We start from the raw sequence: 20846 nt of genomic DNA, 5'->3' as shown, positions 1-20846 counted from the left end.
TCTTCGCACGCGGCCCCGGGCGGCGCCGCTCACCGAGGCAGCAGGCGCTCCAGGTGGAACTCCGGCCACCGCCCGGCCTCGGCCCTCAACGACTGGACCAGGTAGCGCCCGGGCGGCACCTCGACCGTCAGGTACTCGCCGCCCTCCAAGGCCTCCTCGCCGTCCTGGAACACGTCGACGAGCAGGTGCCGCCCAGCGGCCAGATCGAGCACCGGCCCGTCCTCCCAGACACCCGACCGCAGCGCCTCGCGCACCAGCGGCCGGACAGCGTCCGAACACTCCACGCTCAGCGGCCGGACGAACACCCGCTCCTCGGGCAGCCACCCCACCGGCAGCGGTTCCCCGCCCAGCACCAGCACGTCGCCGTACCCGGGCACCGGGTAGGCGGCCGCGTAGCCCCCGGCGGCCTCCACCAGCGCCTCCTGGCACCCCTCCCACCTCTCGACGGCTGCTTCCGGGCACAGCACGAACAACCCCGAGTCGGTCCCGTCCAACCAAGCCACGTCCACGGTGATCATGCGCGGCATCCTCGCACGTCAGAACGACAACGCCTGCCGTCCGCCCAGCCCGCCCGCTGCCGCGGTCCCGCGCACCCGGCACGCGAGAAGCCGGCCCGGTCGGGCTTCCTGCGCGGGTGCCGCTCGGCCCAGGGCGGGCATGGTGCGGTGGTCGGGGTGCCATGGTGAGGCCGGTCACGGTCGTCCCGGGGGTCGACTTCCGGTGTCACCGCGCAGGCGCAGGCTTCCGGGCCGGTCCTGTCGCCTCCGCGTCTGCCTCCGCCTCCGCGTCTGCCTCCGTCTCAGGACGAGCGGCTGCGCGGCGCTCGGCGGTGCGGGCGGCGAGGGCGAACAGGGTGCCGGCCAGGCAGAGGGCGGCGGCGACCAGGACGGCCCGGTCGGCACCCGCTGCCAGTGCGCGGGCCGCCGCGTCGGGGCCCGGTGCGCCCGGGCGGGCGGAGTCGGCGACGGCGACCGCGACCGCCACTCCGAGGGCCGAACCCAGGTAGCGGGCGGTGTTGTTGGCGCCGGAGCCCATCGCCGCCCGGTGCGCCGGGACGCTGCCGACCGCCAGCCGGGCCAGGGCCGCGTTGAGCACCCCGCTGCCGATGCCCGCGACCGCGAGGCCCGGTGCCGGCCGCAGCCAGGACGAGTCGGGGGCGAGCCCGTACAGGCCCAGCTCGCCCACTCCGCAGACCAGCAGGCCGAGGGCGACCTGCGCGGTGGCCGGCAGGTGCGCGGCCAGCCGTCGGGCCTGCAGCGCGGACACCACCGACAGGCCCGACCACAACGCCAGCACGCCGCCCGCGGCCGGCCCGGACAGTCCGAGCACGCCTTGCAGCAGGGTGGGCAGGTAACTCATGAAGCCGACCAGCGACAGTCCGGTGAACAGGGCCCCGCCGGTGGCCGCGAGGAAGCCGGGGCTGCGGAACAGCGCGAGGTCCAGCATCGGCTCCGCCGTCCTCGCCTCGACCGCGGCGAACGCCGCCAGCAGCAGCACCCCGCTCACCAGCAGGGCCGGCACCAGCGGCTGTGTCCAGCCGGCGCGGCCCTCGGCCAGGCCCGCGATCAGCAGGGACGTTCCGGCGGCCAGTGCGAGCACGCCGTACGGATCGAGCGCGCGCGGCCGCTCGGACCGCGACTCGGTGAGGGCGGTGACGGCGCAGGCGGCCACGACGGCCGAGGCCACGGCGATCCCGCCGCTGACCGCGCGCCACCCGGCCCACTGCTGGACGAGCGCTCCGTAGACCGGTCCGACCGCGATCCCGAGGCCGACGGCCGCGCCCCAGACGCCCAGCGCCCGGATCCGTTCCGGCCCGGTCGGGTGGGCGTGGCTGATCAGGCCGAGCGCCGGGGCGAGGACGGCCGCCGAGGCGACGCCGAGGAGCACCCGGGCGGTCAGGTAGACGGCGCCGCCGGGCGTCAGTGCGGCCAGTGCCTCGGCGGCGGCGAAGAGCAGCACGCCGATGGTGAAGACCCGCTTGCGGCCGTGGTCGTCGGCCAGGCTCCCGGCGGTGAGCAGTAACGCCGAGATGCCGACCAGGGTGCCGGTGAGGATCCAGGTGCGGCCGGAGGCATCCAGGTGGGCGGCCTGCGCGGTGGCCGCGAGCGAGGCGGTGGGGGCGGTGTAGGCCACGGTGGTCAGCGCGGTCGCGGCCGCGGTGGTGGCGAGTGTGGCACCGGGCCGGACGCGGTGAGCGGGGGCGACGTGGCCGTCGGGGGGCGAGGTGGTTGGTGCGAGGGGCATGGGGTGTTCCCTCCGGGACGGGACCAGCGATCCACCAGCGGATCCCTGGCTTTGAGTCTGGTGAATGAACCTTTGGCTCAAGTCGCACGCTAGCACCATCGGTCTGTTCATTGAACCCATACGGGGTGTGGACTAGGCTGACGCCCATGGCCCTGGGAACCGACTACGAACTGCAGGACTGCGCACTGGCCCGCGCCCTGGAGGTGGTCGGCGAACGCTGGAGCCTGCTGATCGTCCGCGACGCGTTCTACGGCGTGCAGCGCTTCAACGACTTCCTCACCCACCTCGGCATCCCGCGCGCCGTCCTCACCGCCCGCCTCAACGGCCTGGTCGCGGCCGGTGTGCTGCGCAAGGAGCCCTACCTGCAGACGCCGCTGCGCCACGGCTACCTGCTCACCGACACCGGCCTCGAACTCTGGGGGCCGCTCTACCAGTTGAGCCGCTGGGGCGGCCGGCACGCCACCGAGGGCGGCCCGCACCACCTCTTCGCGCACGCCGACTGCGGCACCGACCTCGACCTCGTCGGCGCCTGCCCGGCCTGCGGCGGCGCACCCGTCCCGCCCGACCGGGTCCTCATGCGCCCCAACGCCGCCCGCGGCGGCAGCCTCCGCGACGACCCGGTCTCCCGCGCCCTGGTCCGCCCGCACCCGCTGCTCGAACCCATCGCCTCGGCGGCCGCACCCGCCTGAACCGGCCGCACCCGGCCGCATCCGCCTGGACCGGCGCCCCGCCCCCCTCCTCACCGCACGCGGACGAGGCCGTCGGCGGACTGCCGACGGCCTCGCCCCGGACGCCGCCGTCAGGACTGGAACCGCACCTCCGGGTCGGCGGCGGTCGGGCCGTCCAGCAGCGGCTGCTCGATGCCCTTCAATTGCAGGTCGAAGAAGGCCCCGACGTACCGGCGGGTGAGTTCGACGGCGCGCCGGGGCGCGATGGTGGCCCCGGGCCCCTGGGGGAGGCCGAGGCCTTCGAGGAGCACCGGGAAGTCGGTGAAGCTCGGGTGGATGGTGCCGTCGACGGTCAGCCAGCGCTTCCAGCCGTCGAGGTTGGGCCAGCTCTCCGTCCAGGAGCTGTCCTCGCCGCCGCCGGGCAGCGGGTGGCCCATCATCAGGTACGGCTTGCCGCCGATCCCGGAGGCGGGCACCGGGACGTCCATCGTGCCGTCCAGGTCCACTCCGGCCCGGATCCGGTCGTCGGCGACCAGGGCCGGGACGGTGGCCGCGCCACCGGCCGAGTGGCCGGCCATGCCGATCCGGTCGCGGTCGATCATGCGGGCGTAGCGCCAGGCCGGGTGCGGGCGGTCGGTCAGGCGGTCGATGACGAAGGACACGTCCTTCGCCCGGCTCTCGTCCACCTGCGCCCAGTCCTTGGGCCGGTCGCACATCAAGCAGGGCAGCGTCTGCCCGTCCGGGAAGGTCGTCCCGGTGTTCTCGTAGGTGTGGTCGACCAGCGCGACCACGTAGCCGCGGCTGGTCAGGTCCGTGGCGAGGCCGGTGAGCGAGGTCCGTGGCATGGTGAAGCCGGGGGACAGCACCACCAGCGGGTAGTGGCCGCCCTGCGGGCGTGCGCCGGACTCCGCCCAGGTCCGGGTGCCGGTCAATGCCTCGGTCGGGATGGTGTTGCCCGGCAGCTTCGTGTCCAGCAGCGCTCGGGCCGCCCCGTCGGTCATGTACGGGGCCGGGCTGCCCGTGCCGGCGTGCGCGGGGTAGTACATCGAGACCATCAGCCGGCGCGGACCGGCGGAGGGCACCCACGGGTCCGGACGGTCCCGGTCCACCAGTTGCAGGACCTCCTGTCCGACCGCGTACGGCCCGGTCGGATGCGGGAGTTCGATGGGGACGGCGGCCCGGGTGCCGGTCGGGGCATCGGCGGTGAGGCTGGAAGCGGGCGGCGCGGGTGCGGCCAGGGCCGGGGCGGCAGCGGCGACGGACAACGGCAGCGCGAGCAGCAGGGCTGCCGCGGCAGCGGTACGAAGTCGGCTCATGTCTGCGACGGTAGGTCGCGAGCCGTGGAGCTGACGTCGGCTCAGCGGCTGACCGGTCCCCTCCGGGTCGTGCCCGTCGCACCCCTAGGGGGCCGCCGCCGCCCGGAGTTCGGTCAGGAAGTCCGCTGCCGCGCGGGCGTTGGGCACCGGGAGGGTGAGCGGCAGGCCGACCGAGTGCGTCCGGATCTCCAGCTCCCCGAGGTCGGAGGCCCGGGCCGACTCGACCTCCGCCCACCGGTAGGCCTCCGTCGCCGCGAGCGGATGCGGCGGCCGGTGCACCAGGCCGCCGGCCGTGACGGTCAGCCGGCCCCGGGCGAACCGGATGCTGCCCTCGGTGCGCAGCGTTTCGTGCAGGGCGGCCCGGAGCCCGGGGGAGAGGCGTTCCTCCAGCTCGCGGAACAGCCGGCCCAGCCCGCGCAGGTGATCCAGCACCAGCGGTTCGCTCGCGCCGGCCGGCCAGATCCGGCCCTGTTCGCCCTCCCCGTGCCGCCCGCCGGGGGAGTACTCGGTGGCCTCCAACGAGCTCCACGGCAGCGGGCGTTCGTCGCCGTCCGCCGCGAGCAGCACCAGGCCGCCCTCGTGGACCCGGACCGCCCGCAGCCCGGGCGCCGGCCGCAGCCAGCCGTACCCGCTCGCCGCCAGCACCGCGACGGCCACCACCACGGGCGCGGGCCACCACTGGCCGAGCGTCAGGCAGGCCGCGACCGCCATGACGATCGTGCACACGTCCAGCGGGATCCGTGCCCGCCGGGGCACCGGCCGGAAGCGCCGGTACACGCGCACCGGCGGCCCGAACCGGCCGGCCGACCCGGCCTGGTCGAACCGGCCCGACCGACCGACCGGCTCGGCCGGACGGACTGCCCGCACCCGCGTCGGCGACCACACCACCGCCACGTCGGCCACCTCTCACTCGGCGGACCCCAATCGGAACCGCATCTGCCGGATCAGCATCGACCGTTCATGGACCCGGCAACAGTGCCAATCGGCATCTTTTGGCCCGAAACGACCCCGCCATCATCACCCCCGGCCCGGAACCCCCCACCACCGGGGTGCCGATGAGCAGGGGGAACGCCTACGCAGGGCCCTCCCCGGGCCGCGTGAGTGCCCGCCCGCCGCGAATCCGACCCGGGGCTCCGGACCCGCCGGGCCGGAGCCCCGGACGGTCCGCGCGCTCCCGCCCGGTCCCGCGCGCCCCCGACGCCGCGCACGCCCCCGGTGCCCCGCCCGCCCCCGGTGCCCCGCGCGCGGCGACGGCGCCCCGTAGGCGGCGGCCCGCACGCCCCGGGGCGGCTGTCGACCGCTGCGCGGTCACCCCGCCGTCGCGAAGTCCTTCTGAAGTCGGCGCAGCAGCGCCGTCCCCACCGGATCGACGGACCGGCGGGTGTTGGCCAGCACCGCCACGCCCACCTGCGTCTCCGGATCGAAGGCCACGAACGAACGGAACCCGCCCGTACCGCCGTTGTGCCAGATCTGCAGGTGGCCGCCCTGCTGGCTGTGCAGCCGGTGGCCGAGCCAGCCCAGGTACATCCAGGCGAAGGGGTTGACCCGGTGCCTGGTCTCCCGAGTGAGCACGATCGCGGGCGTCAGCGGTGACTCCGGCTCACGGTCGGCCGCCAGCTGGGCCCGCAGGAGTATCGCGAGGTCCGCGGCGGTGGACCGGAGCCCGCCCATGCCCGGGAGGGCCGCCATGTCCCAGGAGGGCACCGGCCGCCCTGGGTGTGCCCGTGCGCGAGCCGCCCGGACCGCTCGGCGCCCGACCGCACCAGGGTGTCCACCAGTCCCAGCGGCTCGCAGACCTCACGCGTCACCAACTCCTCGTACCCGGTGCCGGCCCGGTGCGCGAGGGCCAGGCCCAGCAGCCCGGCACCGAGGTTGGAGTACCGGAAGCCGCGCCCGGGCGCGGTCCCCAGACGGGTCCGGGCGAGCCCGTCCAGCACGTGCTCGGCGGTGCAGTGGGCGTACGGGTCCGGGTCGTTGGGCCTGAGCAGCGCCCTCACCAGCATGCCCCGGGGCAGCCGGGGGAGCCCCGCGCTGTGGGTGGCCAGGTGTCGCAGCGTGATCGGCTGCCCGCCGCGGGCCGGGACGACGACCCGGCCGTCCCGCGCGTCGGCGAGCACCTCGGCGAGCGGCTCGTCGAGTCGCACCGTGCCGTCGAGCGCGAGCCGCGCGAGTGCGAGCGAAGTGAACACCTTGGTGACGGAACCGATTTCGAACAGGGTGTCAGGCCCGGGGGTGCCGCCGCCCGGCCCCGTCCGCCCGATGCCGCGGATCTCCGTGTCCCCGCCGGCCAGTCCGGCGACCACCGCGCCGACGTGCCGGCCCGCGAGCCGGTCGACCGTCTGCTGCACGACGCGCGCGAGTTCGTTCATGACAGTGAGCCTAGGCGGCCCGACCTGCCGACTCGTCAGACCCGAAAAGGATTTCGGCCGCCCCGGATGCTCCTCCGGGCGTACGCCCGGCTGCGCCCGGCACGGTAGGGGCGAGTACGGCACGCGAGGGGCGGGTGCGGGAGGTCCGAGCACGGGGCCGCCTGCGCTCAACCGGTCAGTGCGGTCCGCAGCCGGGCCGCGATCTCCGCCGCGCCCGCCTCGTCCGGGTACGCCCGCCGGGGCCAGAAGAAGCCGCGCAGCCCGTCCTTCGGATTGCGCGGCACCACGTGGACGTGCAGGTGCGGCACCGACTGGCTGATCCGGTTGTTGGCCGCCACGAAGCTGCCCGCCGCGCCCAGTCCGTGCTCGACGGCCGCCGCCACGCGCTGCACCTGGAGGAAGAACGGCCCGACCTCGTCCGCCGGCAGGTCCGCGAGCGTGCGGTGATGGGCGCGCGGGACGACCAGGACGTGTCCGGGGAACAGCGGCCGGCGGTCCAGGAAGGCCACGGCCGCCTCCTCGTCCAGCACCCGGTGCGCGGGCTCCGCGCCCGCCACCACCGCACAGAAGACGCAGTCCATCCGTCCATTCAAGCCACCGGCGGCAGCCCCGGCACGCCGGCGGACGGCCGTGCGGCCGTCGTCACCCGACCGGCCGCCGACCGGGTGCGGCCGCGCCGCCGCCGGGCGCACCGTGCTGCAGGGGGCCGACCGGCGGGCGCACCACGCGCTCCGGGCCCGGCGCCCCACCGGCAGACGCGGACCCCACCCGCGCACCCGCACGCGGCACATCACACGGCCACGCCGCGCCACGCCGCGCCGCGCGGCACCGCCGTCCGCCCTCACTCGTACCGGTACAGCAGCGCCTCCCGCTCCGTCTGCTCGATCATCTCGATGGTCAGCGACTCGTCCCGCAGGTGCGAGAGCGTGACCTCCGCCGAACTCGGCTGGTCGTCCTTGGCGAGCCAGTTCTCCGGCTTCCACGCCGAGCTCCGCAGGAGCGACTTCGGGCAGTGGGCGTACACCTCCTCCACCGCGACCACGATCGCGCTGCGCGGCGGCTTGCCGACGGCGGTCAGCTGGCGCAGCAGTTCGGGGTCGGTGGAGACGCAGGCCCGGCCGTTCACCCGCAGGGTGGTCTCCCGGCCCGGGACGACGAAGAGCAGTCCGACCCGGCCGGTCTCCACAATGTTGTGCAGGGTGTCCAACCGCTTGTTGCCGGTGGCGTCCGGTATGGCCAGGGTGTACTCGTCGAGCACCGAGACCAGCCCGGCCGGCCCGCCGCGCGGGGAGACGTCGCAGTGTCCGGCGGCGTCGGCGCTGGCGACGAAGACCAGCGAGGCGCAGGCGATCAGGCGCTGTGCGACGTCGTGGAGGTGGCCGACCTGTTTGCGGCGCGCGTGGTCGCCGGGTTGTTCGTAGATCTCGCGCAGCTGGGCGGCGTCCCTGAGGGCCCCCGCGTCGAGGGCATCGAACAGGCGGCCCGGCCGGTCCGGTCCGGTGCTTGACGCAGTGACAGCTTCCGGTGTGGTGGTCATGCCGGGAATCTAGCGGAGCGCTCCCGTCGCGCCCGGGGCCGACCACCCCGGGACGTGCGGACCGATCGTGGCTGAACCCCTCGCCACCAGCGGTTTTCCGCCGATAATGGGCACAGGGCATCGAGTCGTGGGCACGGGGATCCAGTCGGCCGGAGGTGGTGGTCGTGATCGTCAGGATCTGGACCGGGCAGGTGCTGGCCGGTCACGCCGAGGAGTTCTGCACCCACCTGGCGGCCCAGGTGATCCCGCAGCTGGGCCGGACGGACGGCTGTCTCGGCGGCGAGCTGCTGCGCTCGGTGTCGGAGGAGGACGGGTACCGGGTGCTGGTGTTGAGCCGCTGGCGCGACGAGGCCGCCCTGCGCGGGTACGCCGGGCCGATGTGGCGGATCCGGCCGGTCTGGTCGGAGGGCGAGCTGCGCCACCTCGCGCACCCGCCGGAGGTCACCCACTTCCTGCAGATCACCGCGCCCGCCACACCGTGACCCGCGGCCGACGACCAGCACGGTCGACGGCGTCGACGGCCCGCACGGTCAACCGGTCGACGGCGTCGACGACTCACACGGTCAACGGCACCGGGTGGATCTCGTCCGCCGGGTGCCCGGTACGGCTGTGCACCCGCTGCACGGCTTCCTTGGAGGGCGCCTCGGAGAGGCAGTACACCGTGCCCGACTCCGGGTCCGCCCACGCCTGCTGGAAGTGCACGCCCTCCTCGCCCTCGACCGCGAGGTCGGCCGCGTGGGCCTGCCTGAGCATCTCCGCCGTGATTCCGTTCATCCCGTGGTGGACGTCCATGAACTTCGCCATCGCGCTCGCCTCCGTAGCTTCGGTGCGCCGACCGGCAGGACCCCATCTACCAGCGTCGCCCCTGCCGCCCGCCTCCGCCACCAGACCGTCCCCGTCCCCGTCCCCACCCCCGCCACAGGGCCGCCGGCCCGGCCTCCGCCTCCGGCACCGACCCGATCCCCGACTGAGCGCGTAGCACCCCGTCGCACATTCCCCGCACGTTCGTGAAACAGGCCACAGCGGAAGCCACTCCCTGTCCTTGCGCCGACCGTGGCAGAATGACCGCAACAGCAGTGACGTTCAGCGCACTCCGGGGTCGGTGAAAATCCGAACCGGCGGTTACAGTCCGCGACCCGTCCGCAGCCAGCGGCCGGTTGACCAGGTGAAATTCCTGGACCGACGGTTAAAGTCCGGATGGGAGGCGTGCGCGGGCGGACGTGGAGCAGTACCCGTGGTCCATCGTTACCGGACCGGACCGCGGTCAGGTGAACGCCGGGAGCAGTGTCTCCCGGGCCGGGCGAGCGATCTCCCGGCGGCTCCGGCACCCCGGCGACGGGTCGTGCCGCCGGCCCGTGCGCCGTTGCCCGTCCGTGTCATCTCCCTCTGCCGCCCCGGAGTCCGCGCCCCAAGCGCGAGGAGAACCCGGGTGTTCACCGGCATCATCGAAGAGCTCGGCGAGGTCGTGTCGATCGAGGAGATCGGCGACTCCTCGCGGATCCGCCTGCGCGGCCCGGTGGTCTGTACGGACGCGGGTCACGGTGACTCCATCGCGGTCAACGGCGTGTGCCTGACCGTCGTCGACACCCCGGAGGAACTGGCCGCGGGCACCGGTGAGTTCAGCGCCGACGTGATGGCCGAGACGCTGCACCGCTCCAGCCTGGGGGAGCTGAAGCCCGGTTCCCGGGTCAACCTGGAGCGTGCCATGGCGCTCGGCGCCCGGCTCGGCGGTCACCTCGTCCAGGGCCACGTCGACGCCACCGGGCGGCTGGTGAGCCGCGAGCCCGGCGAGCGCGACGCGAACGGCGAACTGCGCTGGGAGGTACTGCGGTTCTCGCTGCCCGACACCATCTCCCGCTACCTGGTGGAGAAGGGCTCGATCACGGTCGACGGCGTCAGCCTCACCGTGGTGGAGGCGGCCCGGGACAGCTTCACCGTCAGCCTCATCCCGGCCACCCTCGCGCTGACCACGCTGGGCGCCAGGACCGTCGGCGAGAGCGTCAACCTGGAGGTGGACGTGCTCGCCAAGTACGTCGAGCGCCTCCTGGAGTCCCGCACCCTGCCGAACCTGCCGGGCCTGCCGAACCTGCCGGGCCTGCCGAACCCGCCGGGTTCGCAGGACCTGCCGATCGACGAGACCCCGGGGGAGTCCGAGTGAGCTGGCTCAGCGGAGAAGCGTTCACCGTCCTCGGCGAACACGTGAGGTGGGCCGACATGTTCGGCAACCTGCTCGGTTTCGCCGGCCTCGCGCTCGGCTGGCGCCGTTCGGTCTGGAGCTGGCCGGTCCAGCTGCTGTCCGGCGTGGTGCTGATCACCGCCTACCTCGGCGGCCACGTCCCCGGCCTGATCGGCAAGCAGCTGATCGTGATCGCCACCGCCGCCTGGGGCTGGGCGCAGTGGCGCCGGGGCCGCCAGGACAGCGGCACCATCGCGGTGCGGTTCGCCCGTTGGCCCGAGCGCCTGGCGCTGGCGGCCGGCACCGCGGCCGGTACGGTCGCGCTCGCCCTGCTCTTCACCTCGTTCCCCAGCCTGTCCTGGAGCCCGTGGTCGGACGCCTACATCTTCGTCGGCACGCTGGCCGCGATGGTGGCGCAGGCGCGCGGCTGGGTGGAGTTCTGGTTGGCCTGGATCGCGGTCGACATCGTCGGCGTCCCGTTCGCCTTCAACAGCGGTTACACCTTCTCCGGCCTCACCTACTCCGTCTACTTCGTTCTGGTGCTGCTCGGCCTCCGCTCCTGGTGGCTGAGCACCCGTGAGCCGCGCACCGAGTCCGTCACCGTCCCGCAGGGAGCCACGGCATGACCGAGAACCAGTCCGACAAGGGCACCGTCGAGGCCGAGCTCGTCCTCGACCCCGTCGAGCGGGCGATCGCCGACATCGCGCTCGGCCGCGCGGTGGTCGTGGTCGACGACGAGGACCGCGAGAACGAGGGCGATCTCGTCTTCGCCGCCTCCGCGGCCACCCCCGAGCTGATGGCGTTCACCATCCGCTACAGCTCCGGCGTGATCTGCGCCCCGATGACCGGGGAGGAGCTGGACCGCCTGAAGCTCCCGCCGATGACCCAGGTCAACGAGGACCGCAAGGGCACCGCGTACACCGTCTCGGTGGACGCCCGCGAGGGGGTCGACACCGGCATCTCCGCCGCGGACCGCGCCCGCACCGTCCGGCTGCTCTCCTCGCCCGGCACCGGGCCCGGCGACCTGACCCGCCCGGGGCACGTCTTCCCGCTGCGCGCGGTGGAGGGCGGCGTGCTGGTCCGTCCCGGCCACACCGAGGCCGCCGTCGACCTGGCACGGCTCGCCGGGCTGCCGCCGGCGGGTGCGATCGCCGAGGTGGTCAACGACGACGGCACCATGGCCCGGCTGCCCGAGCTGGTCGTCTTCGCCCGTGAGCACGGTCTCGCGATCATCTCGATCGAGGACCTGATCGCCTACCGCCGCCGCACCGAGCTGCACGTCGACCGGGCCGCCGTCACCGCCCTGCCCACCGTGCACGGCGAGTTCACCGCCGTCGGATACGAGGGCACCATCGACGGCGTCGAGCACATCGCCCTGGTGGCGGGCGGTCTCGACGCGGACGGCCGGCTGCCGGACGGCGAGGACGTCCTGGTGCGGGTCCACTCCGAGTGCCTGACCGGCGATGTCTTCGGTTCGCTGCGCTGCGACTGCGGCCCGCAGCTGGAGGCCTCGCTGCGGCGGGTCGCCGAGGCCGGCCGCGGCGTGGTGCTCTACCTGCGCGGGCACGAGGGGCGGGGGATCGGCCTGGCCCACAAGCTGCGCGCGTACCAGCTGCAGGAGCAGGGGCGCGACACCGTCGACGCCAACCTGGACCTCGGCCTGCCCGCTGACGCCCGCGACTACAGCATCGCGGCGCAGATGCTGGTGGACCTCGGCGTCCGCTCGCTCACCCTGCTCACCAACAACCCGCGGAAGCTGACCGCGCTCACCGAGCACGGTCTGAAGGTCAAGGGGCGCGAGGCGGTCGAGATCGCGCCCGGCGAGCACAACCTGCGCTACCTGCAGACCAAGCGCGACCGGATGGGTCACGACCTGCCCGGCCTCGGCTCCTGAAGCACCCACACCCACCCGACAGAGAACGGATCAGAACATGAGCGGTCACGGAGCCCCCGAGCTGACCATCGACGGCGCGGCCGACCTCAAGGTCGCGGTCATCGCCGCCCAGTGGCACGACCGGGTGATGAACGGCCTGCTGGACGGCGCCCACCGCGCGCTCAAGGAGCTGGGCGTCGCCGAGCCGACCGTGCTGCGCGTCCCCGGCACCTTCGAACTGCCCGTCGCCGCCAAGCGCCTCGCCGACCGCGGCTACGACGCCGTGGTCGCCCTCGGCGTGGTGATCCGCGGCGGCACCCCGCACTTCGACTACGTCTGCCAGGCGGCCACCGTCGGCCTCACCCAGGTCAGCGTCGACACCGGCGTTCCGGTCGGCTTCGGCGTGCTGACCTGCGACAACGAGGAGCAGGCCATCGACCGCGCGGGGCTGCCCGGCTCCGCCGAGGACAAGGGCCACGAGGCCGTCACCGCCGCCGTCGCCACCGCCGCGGTGCTGCGCGCCGCGCGCTGACACCGACGCCCGCGGCCGTGCCGCGACGACAACGCGCACGGTCCCGGACCGTGGACGTCCACCGGACCGTCCACGGTCCGGGACCGTTTACCGTCCGTCCGCCCGCACGCCGTAAGGTGGCCCCATCATGGCTTCGAAGACATTCGAGGAGCTCTTCTCCGAGCTCCAGCAGAAGGCCGCCACCGGCGACCCCTCGTCCTCCCGCACCGCGCAGCTCGTCCAGCAGGGCGTCCATGCGATCGGCAAGAAGGTCGTCGAGGAGGCCGCCGAGGTCTGGATGGCCGCCGAGTTCCAGTCGGACGAGCAGACGGCGGAGGAGATCTCCCAGCTCCTCTACCACCTTCAGGTGATGATGGTCGCTCGCGGGCTGACGCTCGACGACGTCTACAAGTACCTCTGAGCACCCTGAAGAGACCCCGTCGACCGGCCGTCGCCGAACGGGCACGGCCGTGACGGCTCCCGCTCCGCCGAGCACACCCCTCCCTACAGGTAAGGAAGCAACCTCCCATGCTGCGCATCGCCGTCCCCAACAAGGGTTCGCTCTCGGGTCCCGCGGCGGAGATGCTCCATGAGGCCGGCTACCGGCAGCGGAAGGACCCGAAGGAGCTCGTCCTCGTCGACCCGAACAACGAGGTCGAGTTCTTCTTCCTCCGCCCGCGCGACATCGCGGTCTACGTCGGCTCCGGCCGCCTGGACGTCGGCGTCACCGGCCGTGACCTGCTGCTGGACTCGCACTCCAACGCCGAGGAGGTGCTCGCCCTCGGCTTCGCCGGGTCGACCTTCCGCTTCGCGCGTCCCGAGGGCGTGGCGGTCGAGGACGTCAAGGGCCTGGAGGGCCTGCGGATCGCGACCTCGTACACCGGCCTGGTCGAGCAGCACCTGGCCGACCACGGCGTGACGGCGACGGTCACCAAGCTGGACGGCGCGGTCGAGACCGCAGTGCAGCTGGGCGTAGCCGACGTGATCGCCGACGTGGTGGAGACCGGGACCAGCCTGCGCAACGCCGGCCTGGAGGTCTTCGGCGAGCCGATCCTGATCTCGGACGCCGTGGTGATCCGCCCCAAGGGCGCCGGCGAGGACCCGCGGGTGGAGCAGTTCCTGCGCCGCCTCCAGGGGGTGCTGGTGGCCCGCCGCTACGTGCTGATGGACTACGACATCCGCGCCGAGAACGTCGGCGCCGCCGTGGGGCTGACCCCGGGCCTGGAGTCGCCGACCGTCTCGCCGCTGCACACCGAGGGCTGGGTCGCGGTCCGCGCGATGGTGCTCCGCAAGGAGGCCCAGCGGATCATGGACGACCTGTGGGGCATCGGTGCCCGGGCCATCCTGGTCACCAACATCCACGCCTGCCGCCTCTGACCTGCTCGCCCGCGCGAGAGTAAAGAACGGTTCAATGGGGCGGGGACGCCGGCCGGCGTCCCCGCCCCGTCGCGCTGCCGCCACCAGAACCACCCGGAGACCCCCGTGTCCACGCCGCCCGTCGAGTTCCCCGTCACCTGGGCGCCGCGCCGCACCCGCATCGTGCTGCTGCCGGTCTGTGTCGTGCTGGTGGTGCTGTTCGCGGTGCTGGCCGTGTTGCTCCCGGAGAACTGGCAGCTCAACGACCGGATCATGATGATCTCCAGCGGTGTCCTGTTCGCCGCCGTCGGCCTGATGCTGGCCCGCCCCCGGGTGAGCGCCGACGCGAACGGCGTGACGGTGGTCAACTTCGTGCGCAGCCGTCGGCTCGCCTGGGCCGAGATCGTCCGGGTCAACCTCCGCCAGGGCGACCCGTGGGCCACCCTCGACCTCGCAGACGGCACCTCGCTGGCCGCGGTCGGCATCCAGCCCGGCGTCGGCAAGGAGCAGGCGATCGCGGACGCCCGCGCGCTGCGCGACCTCGTCGAGTACCACGTCGAGGCCTGAGTCCGGTCCGCGGGCGGGGTGGGGCACGGCGCCCTCCGACCTGCGGTTCCGGCGCCGGGAGGGCCCGACACTCCCCCTTACGTCCGTCCGGGTATGGTCTACGCTGGTAAAAGCGGGGCAAAGTCCGCCCTGCCCGAAAGCGACCGACCGCACCGACCTGAGGAGTGACACTCCCCCTCGATGGACGATCCGTCCGGTAGTACCTGCGCCGCCCCACTTCCGGTCACCGGAAGGCGAGCGGCACTGTGATCACCGCCTGGCTGCTGTTGCTCGCAGCCGTTCTCCTGATCCTCGCCAACGGCCTCTTCGTGGCCGCCGAGTTCGCCTTCGTGACCGTCGAGCGCGGGGCGGTGGAACGTTCCGCCGCGGCGGGCGACGCCCAGTCCGGCCGCGTCGCCAGGGCCCTGCGACACCTCTCCTTCGAGCTCTCCGGAGCCCAACTCGGCATCACCGTCACCTCGCTGGTGGTCGGCATGCTCGCCGAGCCGGCCGTGTCGACGCTGCTCTCGCCCGTCATGTCCGCCCTCGGCGTGCCCGAGGCGGCCGCCCGCGGCGTCGCCGTGATCGTCGGCATGGTGCTGGCCACCGTCGTGCAGATGGTGATCGGCGAGCTGGTCCCGAAGAACTGGGCGATCTCCCGCCCGCTGCAGGTGGCCCGTGCGGTCGCCGCCCCGCACATGGCCTTCTCCTTCGTCTGCCGTCCGCTGATCAGCTTCCTCAACGGCGCGGCGGACCGTACGGTCCGGGCCTTCGGCGTCGAGCCGCAGGAGGAACTGGGCCACGCCCGGACCCCGGCCGAGCTGGTCTCGCTGGCCCGGCACTCGGCCAAGGCCGGTGCGATAGACGAGGAGTCGGCGACCCTGTTCGTCCGGACCCTGGGACTGAGCGAGCTGACCGCCGAGTCCGTGATGACCCCGCGCGTCGACGTGGCAGCGCTCCAGCGCGACGCCACCGCCTCCGACGTCGTCAACCTGACCAGGGCCACCGGCCTGTCCCGCTTCCCCGTCTACACCGACAGCCTGGACGAGGTCACCGGCACCGTGACGCTCAAGGACGCCCTCGCCGTCCCGGCGGCCCGCCGTGGCCTGGTGCGGGTCGCCGACCTGTCCTCGCCGCCGCTGCTGGTGCCCGAGACGCTGCCCGCCGAGGTGCTGCTCGACCGGCTGCGCAGGCTCCAGCCGATGGCCATCGTGGTCGACGAGTACGGCGGCACCGCCGGCGTCGTGACCGTCGAGGACATCGTCGAGGAGATCGTCGGCGAGGTGCAGGACGAGCACGACCCCGACGACCACCCCGAACTGTTCCCGCTGCCGCCGGTCAACGGCCTGCCGGTCTGGGAGGCCGACGGCCGCGCCCGGCTCGACCAGCTGGAGGGCATCGGCCTGAACGCCCCGGACGGCCCGTACGAGACGCTGGCCGGCCTGGTCGCCGACCTGCTGGGCAAGCTCCCCGAGGTCGGCGAGCAGGCCGGGCTGCCCGGCTGGCGCCTCACCGTGACCGGTGTCGACCGCCACCGCACCAGCCGGGTCCGGGTGGAGCGCACCTCTGCGCCCGGTTCGTTCGGCGAGGACGGGGAGCACCTCCGATGACCGCGCTCCAACTGGCCGTCGCGCTCCTGCTCCTGCTCGGCAACGCCTTCTTCGTCGGCGCCGAGTTCGCGGTCGTGTCCGTGCGCCGCAGCCAGATCGAGCCGCTCGCGGAGTCCGGGCACAAGCGCGCCCGCACCGTGCTGCACGCGCTGTCCAACGTTTCCGCGATGCTGGCCGCGGCCCAGCTCGGCATCACCGTCTGCTCGCTGGGCCTCGGTGCGCTCGCCGAGCCGACCATCGCCTCGCTGCTGGAGGGCCCGTTCCACGCGATCGGCGTGCCGCCCGGTCTGATGCACCCGCTCTCGTACGGGATCTCGCTCGCCGTCGTGGTGTTCCTGCACATGGTGATGGGCGAGATGGTGCCGAAGAACATGGCGATGGCCGGCCCGGAGCGGGCCGCGCTCTGGCTCGGGCCGCCGCTGGACCGGCTGGCCCGCTGGCTCGCCCCGGTGATCCGGCTGCTGAACGCCTTCGCCAACGGCATCCTGAGGCTGTTCCGGGTGGACGCCAAGGACGAGGTCGAGTCGGTCTTCACCACCGAGCAGCTGATGTACCTGCTGGTCGACTCCCGGGACGCGGGCCTGCTCGACGAGGAGCGCCAGGAACGCCTGGAGGACGCCCTGGAGCTGGGCCGTCGCCCGGTCACCGAGGTGCTGCTGGAACCCGAGCAACTGGTCACCGTGGACACCAAGGCGACCGCCGCCGAGGTCGAGGAACTCGCCCTGCGCACCGGCTTCTCGCGCTTCCCGGTCACCGACGGCGACCCGGCCGGGCACGGCTACCTCGGCTACATCCACCTCAAGGACCTCCTCGACGTGGAGGACCCCTCGGCGCCGGTCCCGGCCCGCCTGTGGCGGCCGATCACGGTGCTGCGCGGCGGCCTCCCGCTGGACGACGCCCTCGGCGCGATGCGCCGCGCGGCCTGCCACCTGGCCGCCGTGCTGGACCAGGACGGGCGCACGCTCGGCGTGGTCATGCTGGAGGACGTCCTGGAGGAGCTGATCGGCGAGATGCACGACCCGGACCACCGCGCGACCGCGTAGGAACTCCGACGCCGGGGTGCCCCGACCAGGGGCACCCCGGCGTTCCCGATTTCGCCGACGGCGTGTCCGCTCGTGGCGATTCTGCCCAGAGCATGCAGCCGTTCCCTGCCGGCCGCCCTCGGAGGAGAGTGGCGGGCATGAGACTTCTCCTGCTGGGTGGAACCAAGTTCGTCGGGCGGGTCATCGCCGAGGAGGCACTGGCCCGGGGGTGGGAGGTGACGGCCCTCAACCGCGGTACGCAGCCCGCCCCCGAGGGCGTCCGGGTGCTGCAGGGCGACCGCACGGCCGAGGCCGGGCTCGCGGCGCTCGGGACGGGGGAGTGGGACGCGGTCGTGGACACCTGGTCGTGGGCCCCGGCGGCCGTGCGCGACAGCGCCCGCGCGCTGAAGGGCCGGGTCGGCCACTACGCGTACGTCTCCAGCCGGTCGGTGTACGACTACCCGCTGGTGGCCGGCGCGGGCGAGTCGGCGCCGGTGGTCGCCTCCTCGCCCGACCTCACCGGCGAGGTGCCCTACGCCGAGGCCAAGCGCGGGGCCGAACTGGCCCTGGAGGCGGAGTACGGGGAACAGGCGCTGCTGGCCCGCGCCGGGCTGATCCTCGGCCCGCACGAGAACATCGGCCGGCTTCCCTGGTGGCTCGACCGGATCGCCCGGGGCGGACCGGTGCTCGCCCCCGGACCGCGCGGGCTGGCGCTGCAGTACATCGACGTCCGCGACCTCGCGGCCTGGATCCTGGACGCGTCGGCGGCCCGCCTCGGCGGCCCGTACAACCTGGTCAGCCCGTCCGGGCACGCCACCACGGGCGAACTGCTGGAGGCCTGCGTGCGGGTCACCGGCTCCGACGCCGAACTGCGCTGGACCGACCCCGAGCGGATCCTGGCGGCCGGCGTGGAGCCGTGGACCGAGCTGCCGATCTGGCTGGCGCCCGGCGAGCTGTACGACTTCCTGCACACCGGCTCGGTCGAGCGGGCGGTGGCCGCCGGGCTGCGCTGCCGCCCGGTCGCGGAGACGGTCGAGGACACCTGGGCCTGGCTGCGGACGATCGGCGGCGCCGCCCCGCTGCGCTCCGACCGGGTCAGGGTCGGGCTCGACCCGGAGCGGGAGGCCGCGCTGCTCAGGGGGTGATGCCGTGGCGCGGGCCGGGGTGCCTTCGAGGAACGGGCCCCGGCCGGCCGCCGCCGTCGGCCGGCCGCGGCTGTCGACGAGCCCCGGTGGTCGATGAGCCCCGCGGTGGTCGGTCAGCTCCGTCCGTCGATCAGCTCCCCGTACGCCTGGACGAGGTCCGGCAGCCGCAGCGTGGCCAGGTCCTCGCGGCCCGGCGGCTCGCGCAGCAGTGACAGCCGCAGGTCCCGGTAGGCGCAGGACTTCTCGTACAGGGTGCGGATGAACCGGCCGTTGCCCAGTTCGTCGATCCAGCCCTCGCGGACGACGTGGGTGCAGATGCTGGCCAGCTCCTCGGCGGCGTCCTCGTCCCAGCCATCGCCGTCCCGCCCGGCCAGTGCGGCGCCGATCGCGGTCAGCTCGCCCGGGCGGTAGCTCGGGAAGTCGACCCGGGTGGTGAAACGGGAGTTGAGGCCGGGGTTGGTGGCGAGCAGCCGGTTCATCCCCTCGGGGTAGCCGGCCAGGATCACCACCAGCCGGTCCCGGTTGTCCTCGGCGCGCTTGAGCAGTACCTGGAGCGCCTCGTCGCCGTACGCGTCGCCCTTGGTGTAGCCGGAGTTGGAGAGGCTGTACGCCTCGTCGATGAACAGCACGCCGTCCAGCGCGGAGTCGATCAGCTCGTTCGCCTTGACGGCGGTCTGGCCGAGGAACTCGCCCACCAGGTCGGCGCGCTGGGCCTCCACCAGGTGGTCGCCGGAGAGCAGGCCGAGGGCGTGGAAGACCCGGCCGAGGATGCGGGCCACGGTGGTCTTGCCGGTGCCGGAGGGGCCCGAGAAGACGAAGTGGCGCTTGGGCGGCTGGACCGGCAGGCCCTGCTCGGCCCGCAGCCGCGACATTCTCAACTGGGCGGAGAGCGCCCGCACCTGGCGCTTCACCGGCTCCATGCCGACCATCAGCGAGAGTTCGGCCAGCGCGGCGTCCAGCTCCCGCTCGTCGCCGTCCGGCCGGGGCGCGGGCCCGGCGGCCGTGCGGGACTGCGCCTGACGGCGGACGGGCAGCGGCGGGGGTGCGAGGGGCGCGCTGGGCGCGATGGGGGAGCCGGAGCCGGACCGCTCCCCGGCGGCCTGCGGAGCGCCGTCCGGAACGGCGCCGTCGGTCGGCACACCGGCGCCCGGGGCGCCGCCGGGCAGGACCGGCTCGGCCGTGGTGCCGTCTCCCGGGAGGCCGTCCGCCGAGTCGTCGTCCACGGCGGTGCCGCCGGTCAGGAGCCCGTCCACCAGACCCGCGTCCACCAGGCCCGCGTCCACCGGCGACCCGCCGTTCAGCACCCCGTCGCCGGAGACCGTCGCGCCGCCCTGCCCGGCTCCGCCCCCGAACTCCTCGCCGTACCCCGGCCCGACGGGGTACCCGACGTCGTCCGGGAACTCCGCGTCGATGTCCGGCCCGCTCGCGGTGCCGCCCGCGCCCCCGCCCGGGCGCCCGGCCGTCGTCAGCCCGTCCACGAGCAGCCCGTCGGCGAGCGCGTCCTCGGCCGAGATGGCGGTCAGTCGCGTCGCGGTGTCCATGAACGCCGGGTCCGCCCGGTGCACCGCGCGGTAGAGCGGCAGTGCCGCCGCGCTGCGCCCGGCGCCCTCGTACGCCCGCGCCAGCCAGTAGCGCAGCTCCTTGCGCTGGGGCTGCTCGGAGCGGCAGCGGGCCAGCGAGGCGGCCAGCGGGGCCTGGGCCTGGGCGCACATGTCGAGGCGCACCCGGGCCATGCCGGCGAACAGACCGGCCTCGATGCCGAGCAGCGGGTCGTCCAGGAGCCGGTCGGTGTCCCGGATCAGCTGCTCCCAGTCCTTGAGGAGGTAGGAGCGGCAGGCGTACAGGAACCGGGCGGACGGGTCCTCGCCGGGGGCCGGGCACTGCTCCAACGCCCGGTCCAGCTCGGCCAGGTGGCGGCCGTCCAGCCAGTGCGAGGCGTGCGCCAGCGCGAGGTCGCGGGCGTCCTCCAGGACGGGTTGCACCCACCAGCCGAGCCAGTACCAGGAGCTGAGCGGCCGGTGGTGCAGTCGCCGCTGCTCGCCGAAGCGCTTCTGGTGGCGGTACATGGCCAGCAACGCCGCCGAGGTGTCGCTGCGCAGCGCGTGCAGGCCGAGCCAGGCGTCGGCCATGCCGGGGTCCAGCCGGACGGCCGCCCGGAACTCCTCCTCGGCCCGGGCGTACGCGCCGGCCGTGTAGGCGTCCATGGCGCGCTGCCAGGCCCGGTCGGCGAGTCGGTCCGGGCCGCCCGCCGTGCTGTCGGAACTGTCCACCGTCGTCACTCACGCCCCCCGCGGTGTGGCCCGGGGCTCGGCCGGCGACTCGCCTTCGCGCAGCCTGGCCGGTGGTCGTCGAGCCCCCTGCGGCGCAGATGCGCCTGCCAGGAATCGTACCGGCGCCGGGCTGATCCGGAAGGGTGCCGCACGAGGTCAAATCCGATCGCGCGAGCGGCCGTTGAGCGGCCGGGCGCCGGAGA

At 74.1% G+C, this 20846-nt stretch carries 20 protein-coding genes, 1 pseudogene and 1 riboswitch; of the genes and pseudogenes, 12 read left to right on the top strand and 9 right to left on the bottom strand.

Features of this window, described 5'->3' with window-relative positions; genetic code table 11:
- Positions 1-29: 29 nt before the first annotated feature.
- Both AB0D10_RS06495 and AB0D10_RS06490 read right to left on the bottom strand, forming a co-directional pair.
- A complete protein-coding gene (locus AB0D10_RS06495) occupies positions 30-518 on the bottom strand; it encodes an Imm21 family immunity protein (protein WP_360252256.1) in 489 nt (162 codons plus the stop codon).
- A gap of 205 nt (positions 519-723) precedes the next feature.
- Positions 724-2244 carry an MFS transporter gene (locus AB0D10_RS06490; RefSeq protein WP_360252253.1) on the bottom strand — a complete coding sequence of 507 codons (1521 nt, stop codon included), beginning with the start codon at positions 2242-2244 and terminating at the stop codon, positions 724-726.
- A gap of 146 nt (positions 2245-2390) precedes the next feature.
- Between AB0D10_RS06490 and AB0D10_RS06485 the strand changes: the two genes are divergently transcribed.
- Positions 2391-2933: a helix-turn-helix domain-containing protein gene (locus AB0D10_RS06485; RefSeq protein WP_360252250.1), complete on the top strand. Its 543-nt coding sequence runs from the start codon at positions 2391-2393 to the stop codon at positions 2931-2933.
- Between the two features lie 110 nt (positions 2934-3043).
- Here AB0D10_RS06485 and AB0D10_RS06480 read toward each other — a convergent pair whose 3' ends face one another.
- The 5 genes and pseudogenes from AB0D10_RS06480 to AB0D10_RS06460 form a co-directional block, all read right to left on the bottom strand.
- The gene (locus tag AB0D10_RS06480) at positions 3044-4228 is read right to left on the bottom strand and encodes an alpha/beta hydrolase (RefSeq protein ID WP_360252247.1); all 1185 of its coding nucleotides are present in this window, start codon (positions 4226-4228) and stop codon (positions 3044-3046) included.
- 84 nt (positions 4229-4312) lie between these two features.
- Complete coding sequence (locus AB0D10_RS06475) at positions 4313-4954, bottom strand: hypothetical protein (RefSeq protein ID WP_360252244.1); 642 nt, start codon at positions 4952-4954, stop codon at positions 4313-4315.
- Between the two features lie 582 nt (positions 4955-5536).
- Positions 5537-6597: pseudogene (locus AB0D10_RS06470) on the bottom strand (serine hydrolase domain-containing protein).
- 167 nt (positions 6598-6764) lie between these two features.
- Positions 6765-7178 (bottom strand): HIT family protein, encoded by a 414-nt coding sequence (locus AB0D10_RS06465; RefSeq protein ID WP_360252241.1) that lies wholly within the window; start codon positions 7176-7178, stop codon positions 6765-6767.
- Positions 7179-7438: 260 nt separating this feature from the next.
- The gene (locus AB0D10_RS06460; RefSeq protein ID WP_360252238.1) at positions 7439-8134 is read right to left on the bottom strand and encodes an MSMEG_1061 family FMN-dependent PPOX-type flavoprotein; all 696 of its coding nucleotides are present in this window, start codon (positions 8132-8134) and stop codon (positions 7439-7441) included.
- Between the two features lie 164 nt (positions 8135-8298).
- Between AB0D10_RS06460 and AB0D10_RS06455 the strand changes: the two genes are divergently transcribed.
- Positions 8299-8616, top strand: a complete 318-nt coding sequence (locus tag AB0D10_RS06455; RefSeq protein WP_360252235.1) for an antibiotic biosynthesis monooxygenase — start codon at positions 8299-8301, stop codon at positions 8614-8616.
- A 73-nt stretch (positions 8617-8689) separates the two neighbouring features.
- Here the strand turns inward: AB0D10_RS06455 and AB0D10_RS06450 are convergent, their stop codons facing one another.
- Positions 8690-8938: an SCO4226 family nickel-binding protein gene (locus AB0D10_RS06450; RefSeq protein WP_360252232.1), complete on the bottom strand. Its 249-nt coding sequence runs from the start codon at positions 8936-8938 to the stop codon at positions 8690-8692.
- Positions 8939-9219: 281 nt separating this feature from the next.
- A riboswitch (FMN riboswitch) is annotated at positions 9220-9347 on the top strand.
- Positions 9348-9563: 216 nt separating this feature from the next.
- On the opposite strand from AB0D10_RS06450, the gene AB0D10_RS06445 reads away from it, so the two are divergent.
- The 10 genes from AB0D10_RS06445 to AB0D10_RS06400 all read left to right on the top strand — a co-directional run bounded on the left by AB0D10_RS06445 (position 9564) and on the right by AB0D10_RS06400 (position 18373).
- A complete protein-coding gene (locus AB0D10_RS06445) occupies positions 9564-10292 on the top strand; it encodes a riboflavin synthase (protein ID WP_360252229.1) in 729 nt (242 codons plus the stop codon).
- Positions 10289-10936 carry a nicotinamide mononucleotide transporter family protein gene (locus AB0D10_RS06440; protein WP_360252226.1) on the top strand — a complete coding sequence of 216 codons (648 nt, stop codon included), beginning with the start codon at positions 10289-10291 and terminating at the stop codon, positions 10934-10936. The genes AB0D10_RS06445 and AB0D10_RS06440 overlap by 4 nt, the downstream gene beginning before the upstream one ends.
- Positions 10933-12204 carry a bifunctional 3,4-dihydroxy-2-butanone-4-phosphate synthase/GTP cyclohydrolase II gene (locus tag AB0D10_RS06435; protein WP_360252223.1) on the top strand — a complete coding sequence of 424 codons (1272 nt, stop codon included), beginning with the start codon at positions 10933-10935 and terminating at the stop codon, positions 12202-12204. Before AB0D10_RS06440 ends, AB0D10_RS06435 begins: the two co-directional genes overlap by 4 nt.
- Before the next feature lie 37 nt (positions 12205-12241).
- Positions 12242-12715 (top strand): 6,7-dimethyl-8-ribityllumazine synthase, encoded by a 474-nt coding sequence (gene ribH, locus AB0D10_RS06430; protein ID WP_360252220.1) that lies wholly within the window; start codon positions 12242-12244, stop codon positions 12713-12715.
- Between the two features lie 127 nt (positions 12716-12842).
- The gene (locus AB0D10_RS06425) at positions 12843-13115 is read left to right on the top strand and encodes a phosphoribosyl-ATP diphosphatase (RefSeq protein ID WP_360252217.1); all 273 of its coding nucleotides are present in this window, start codon (positions 12843-12845) and stop codon (positions 13113-13115) included.
- Positions 13116-13222: 107 nt separating this feature from the next.
- Positions 13223-14071: an ATP phosphoribosyltransferase gene (hisG, locus tag AB0D10_RS06420; protein WP_360252214.1), complete on the top strand. Its 849-nt coding sequence runs from the start codon at positions 13223-13225 to the stop codon at positions 14069-14071.
- Positions 14072-14176: 105 nt separating this feature from the next.
- A complete protein-coding gene (locus tag AB0D10_RS06415; RefSeq protein WP_360252211.1) occupies positions 14177-14617 on the top strand; it encodes a PH domain-containing protein in 441 nt (146 codons plus the stop codon).
- Between the two features lie 245 nt (positions 14618-14862).
- The gene (locus AB0D10_RS06410; RefSeq protein ID WP_360252208.1) at positions 14863-16206 is read left to right on the top strand and encodes a hemolysin family protein; all 1344 of its coding nucleotides are present in this window, start codon (positions 14863-14865) and stop codon (positions 16204-16206) included.
- Entirely contained in the window at positions 16203-17249 is a 1047-nt protein-coding gene (locus tag AB0D10_RS06405; RefSeq protein WP_360252205.1) for a hemolysin family protein, read from the top strand. Before AB0D10_RS06410 ends, AB0D10_RS06405 begins: the two co-directional genes overlap by 4 nt.
- A gap of 137 nt (positions 17250-17386) precedes the next feature.
- Complete coding sequence (locus tag AB0D10_RS06400; protein WP_360252202.1) at positions 17387-18373, top strand: NAD-dependent epimerase/dehydratase family protein; 987 nt, start codon at positions 17387-17389, stop codon at positions 18371-18373.
- Between the two features lie 113 nt (positions 18374-18486).
- Here AB0D10_RS06400 and AB0D10_RS06395 read toward each other — a convergent pair whose 3' ends face one another.
- Complete coding sequence (locus AB0D10_RS06395) at positions 18487-20577, bottom strand: AAA family ATPase (protein WP_360252456.1); 2091 nt, start codon at positions 20575-20577, stop codon at positions 18487-18489.
- Between the last annotated feature and the right edge of the window lie 269 nt (positions 20578-20846).

Source organism: Kitasatospora sp. NPDC048545, from assembly GCF_040651155.1.
Lineage (GTDB): Bacteria > Actinomycetota > Actinomycetes > Streptomycetales > Streptomycetaceae > Kitasatospora.
This window is presented reverse-complemented; position numbering and strand designations above follow the sequence as displayed.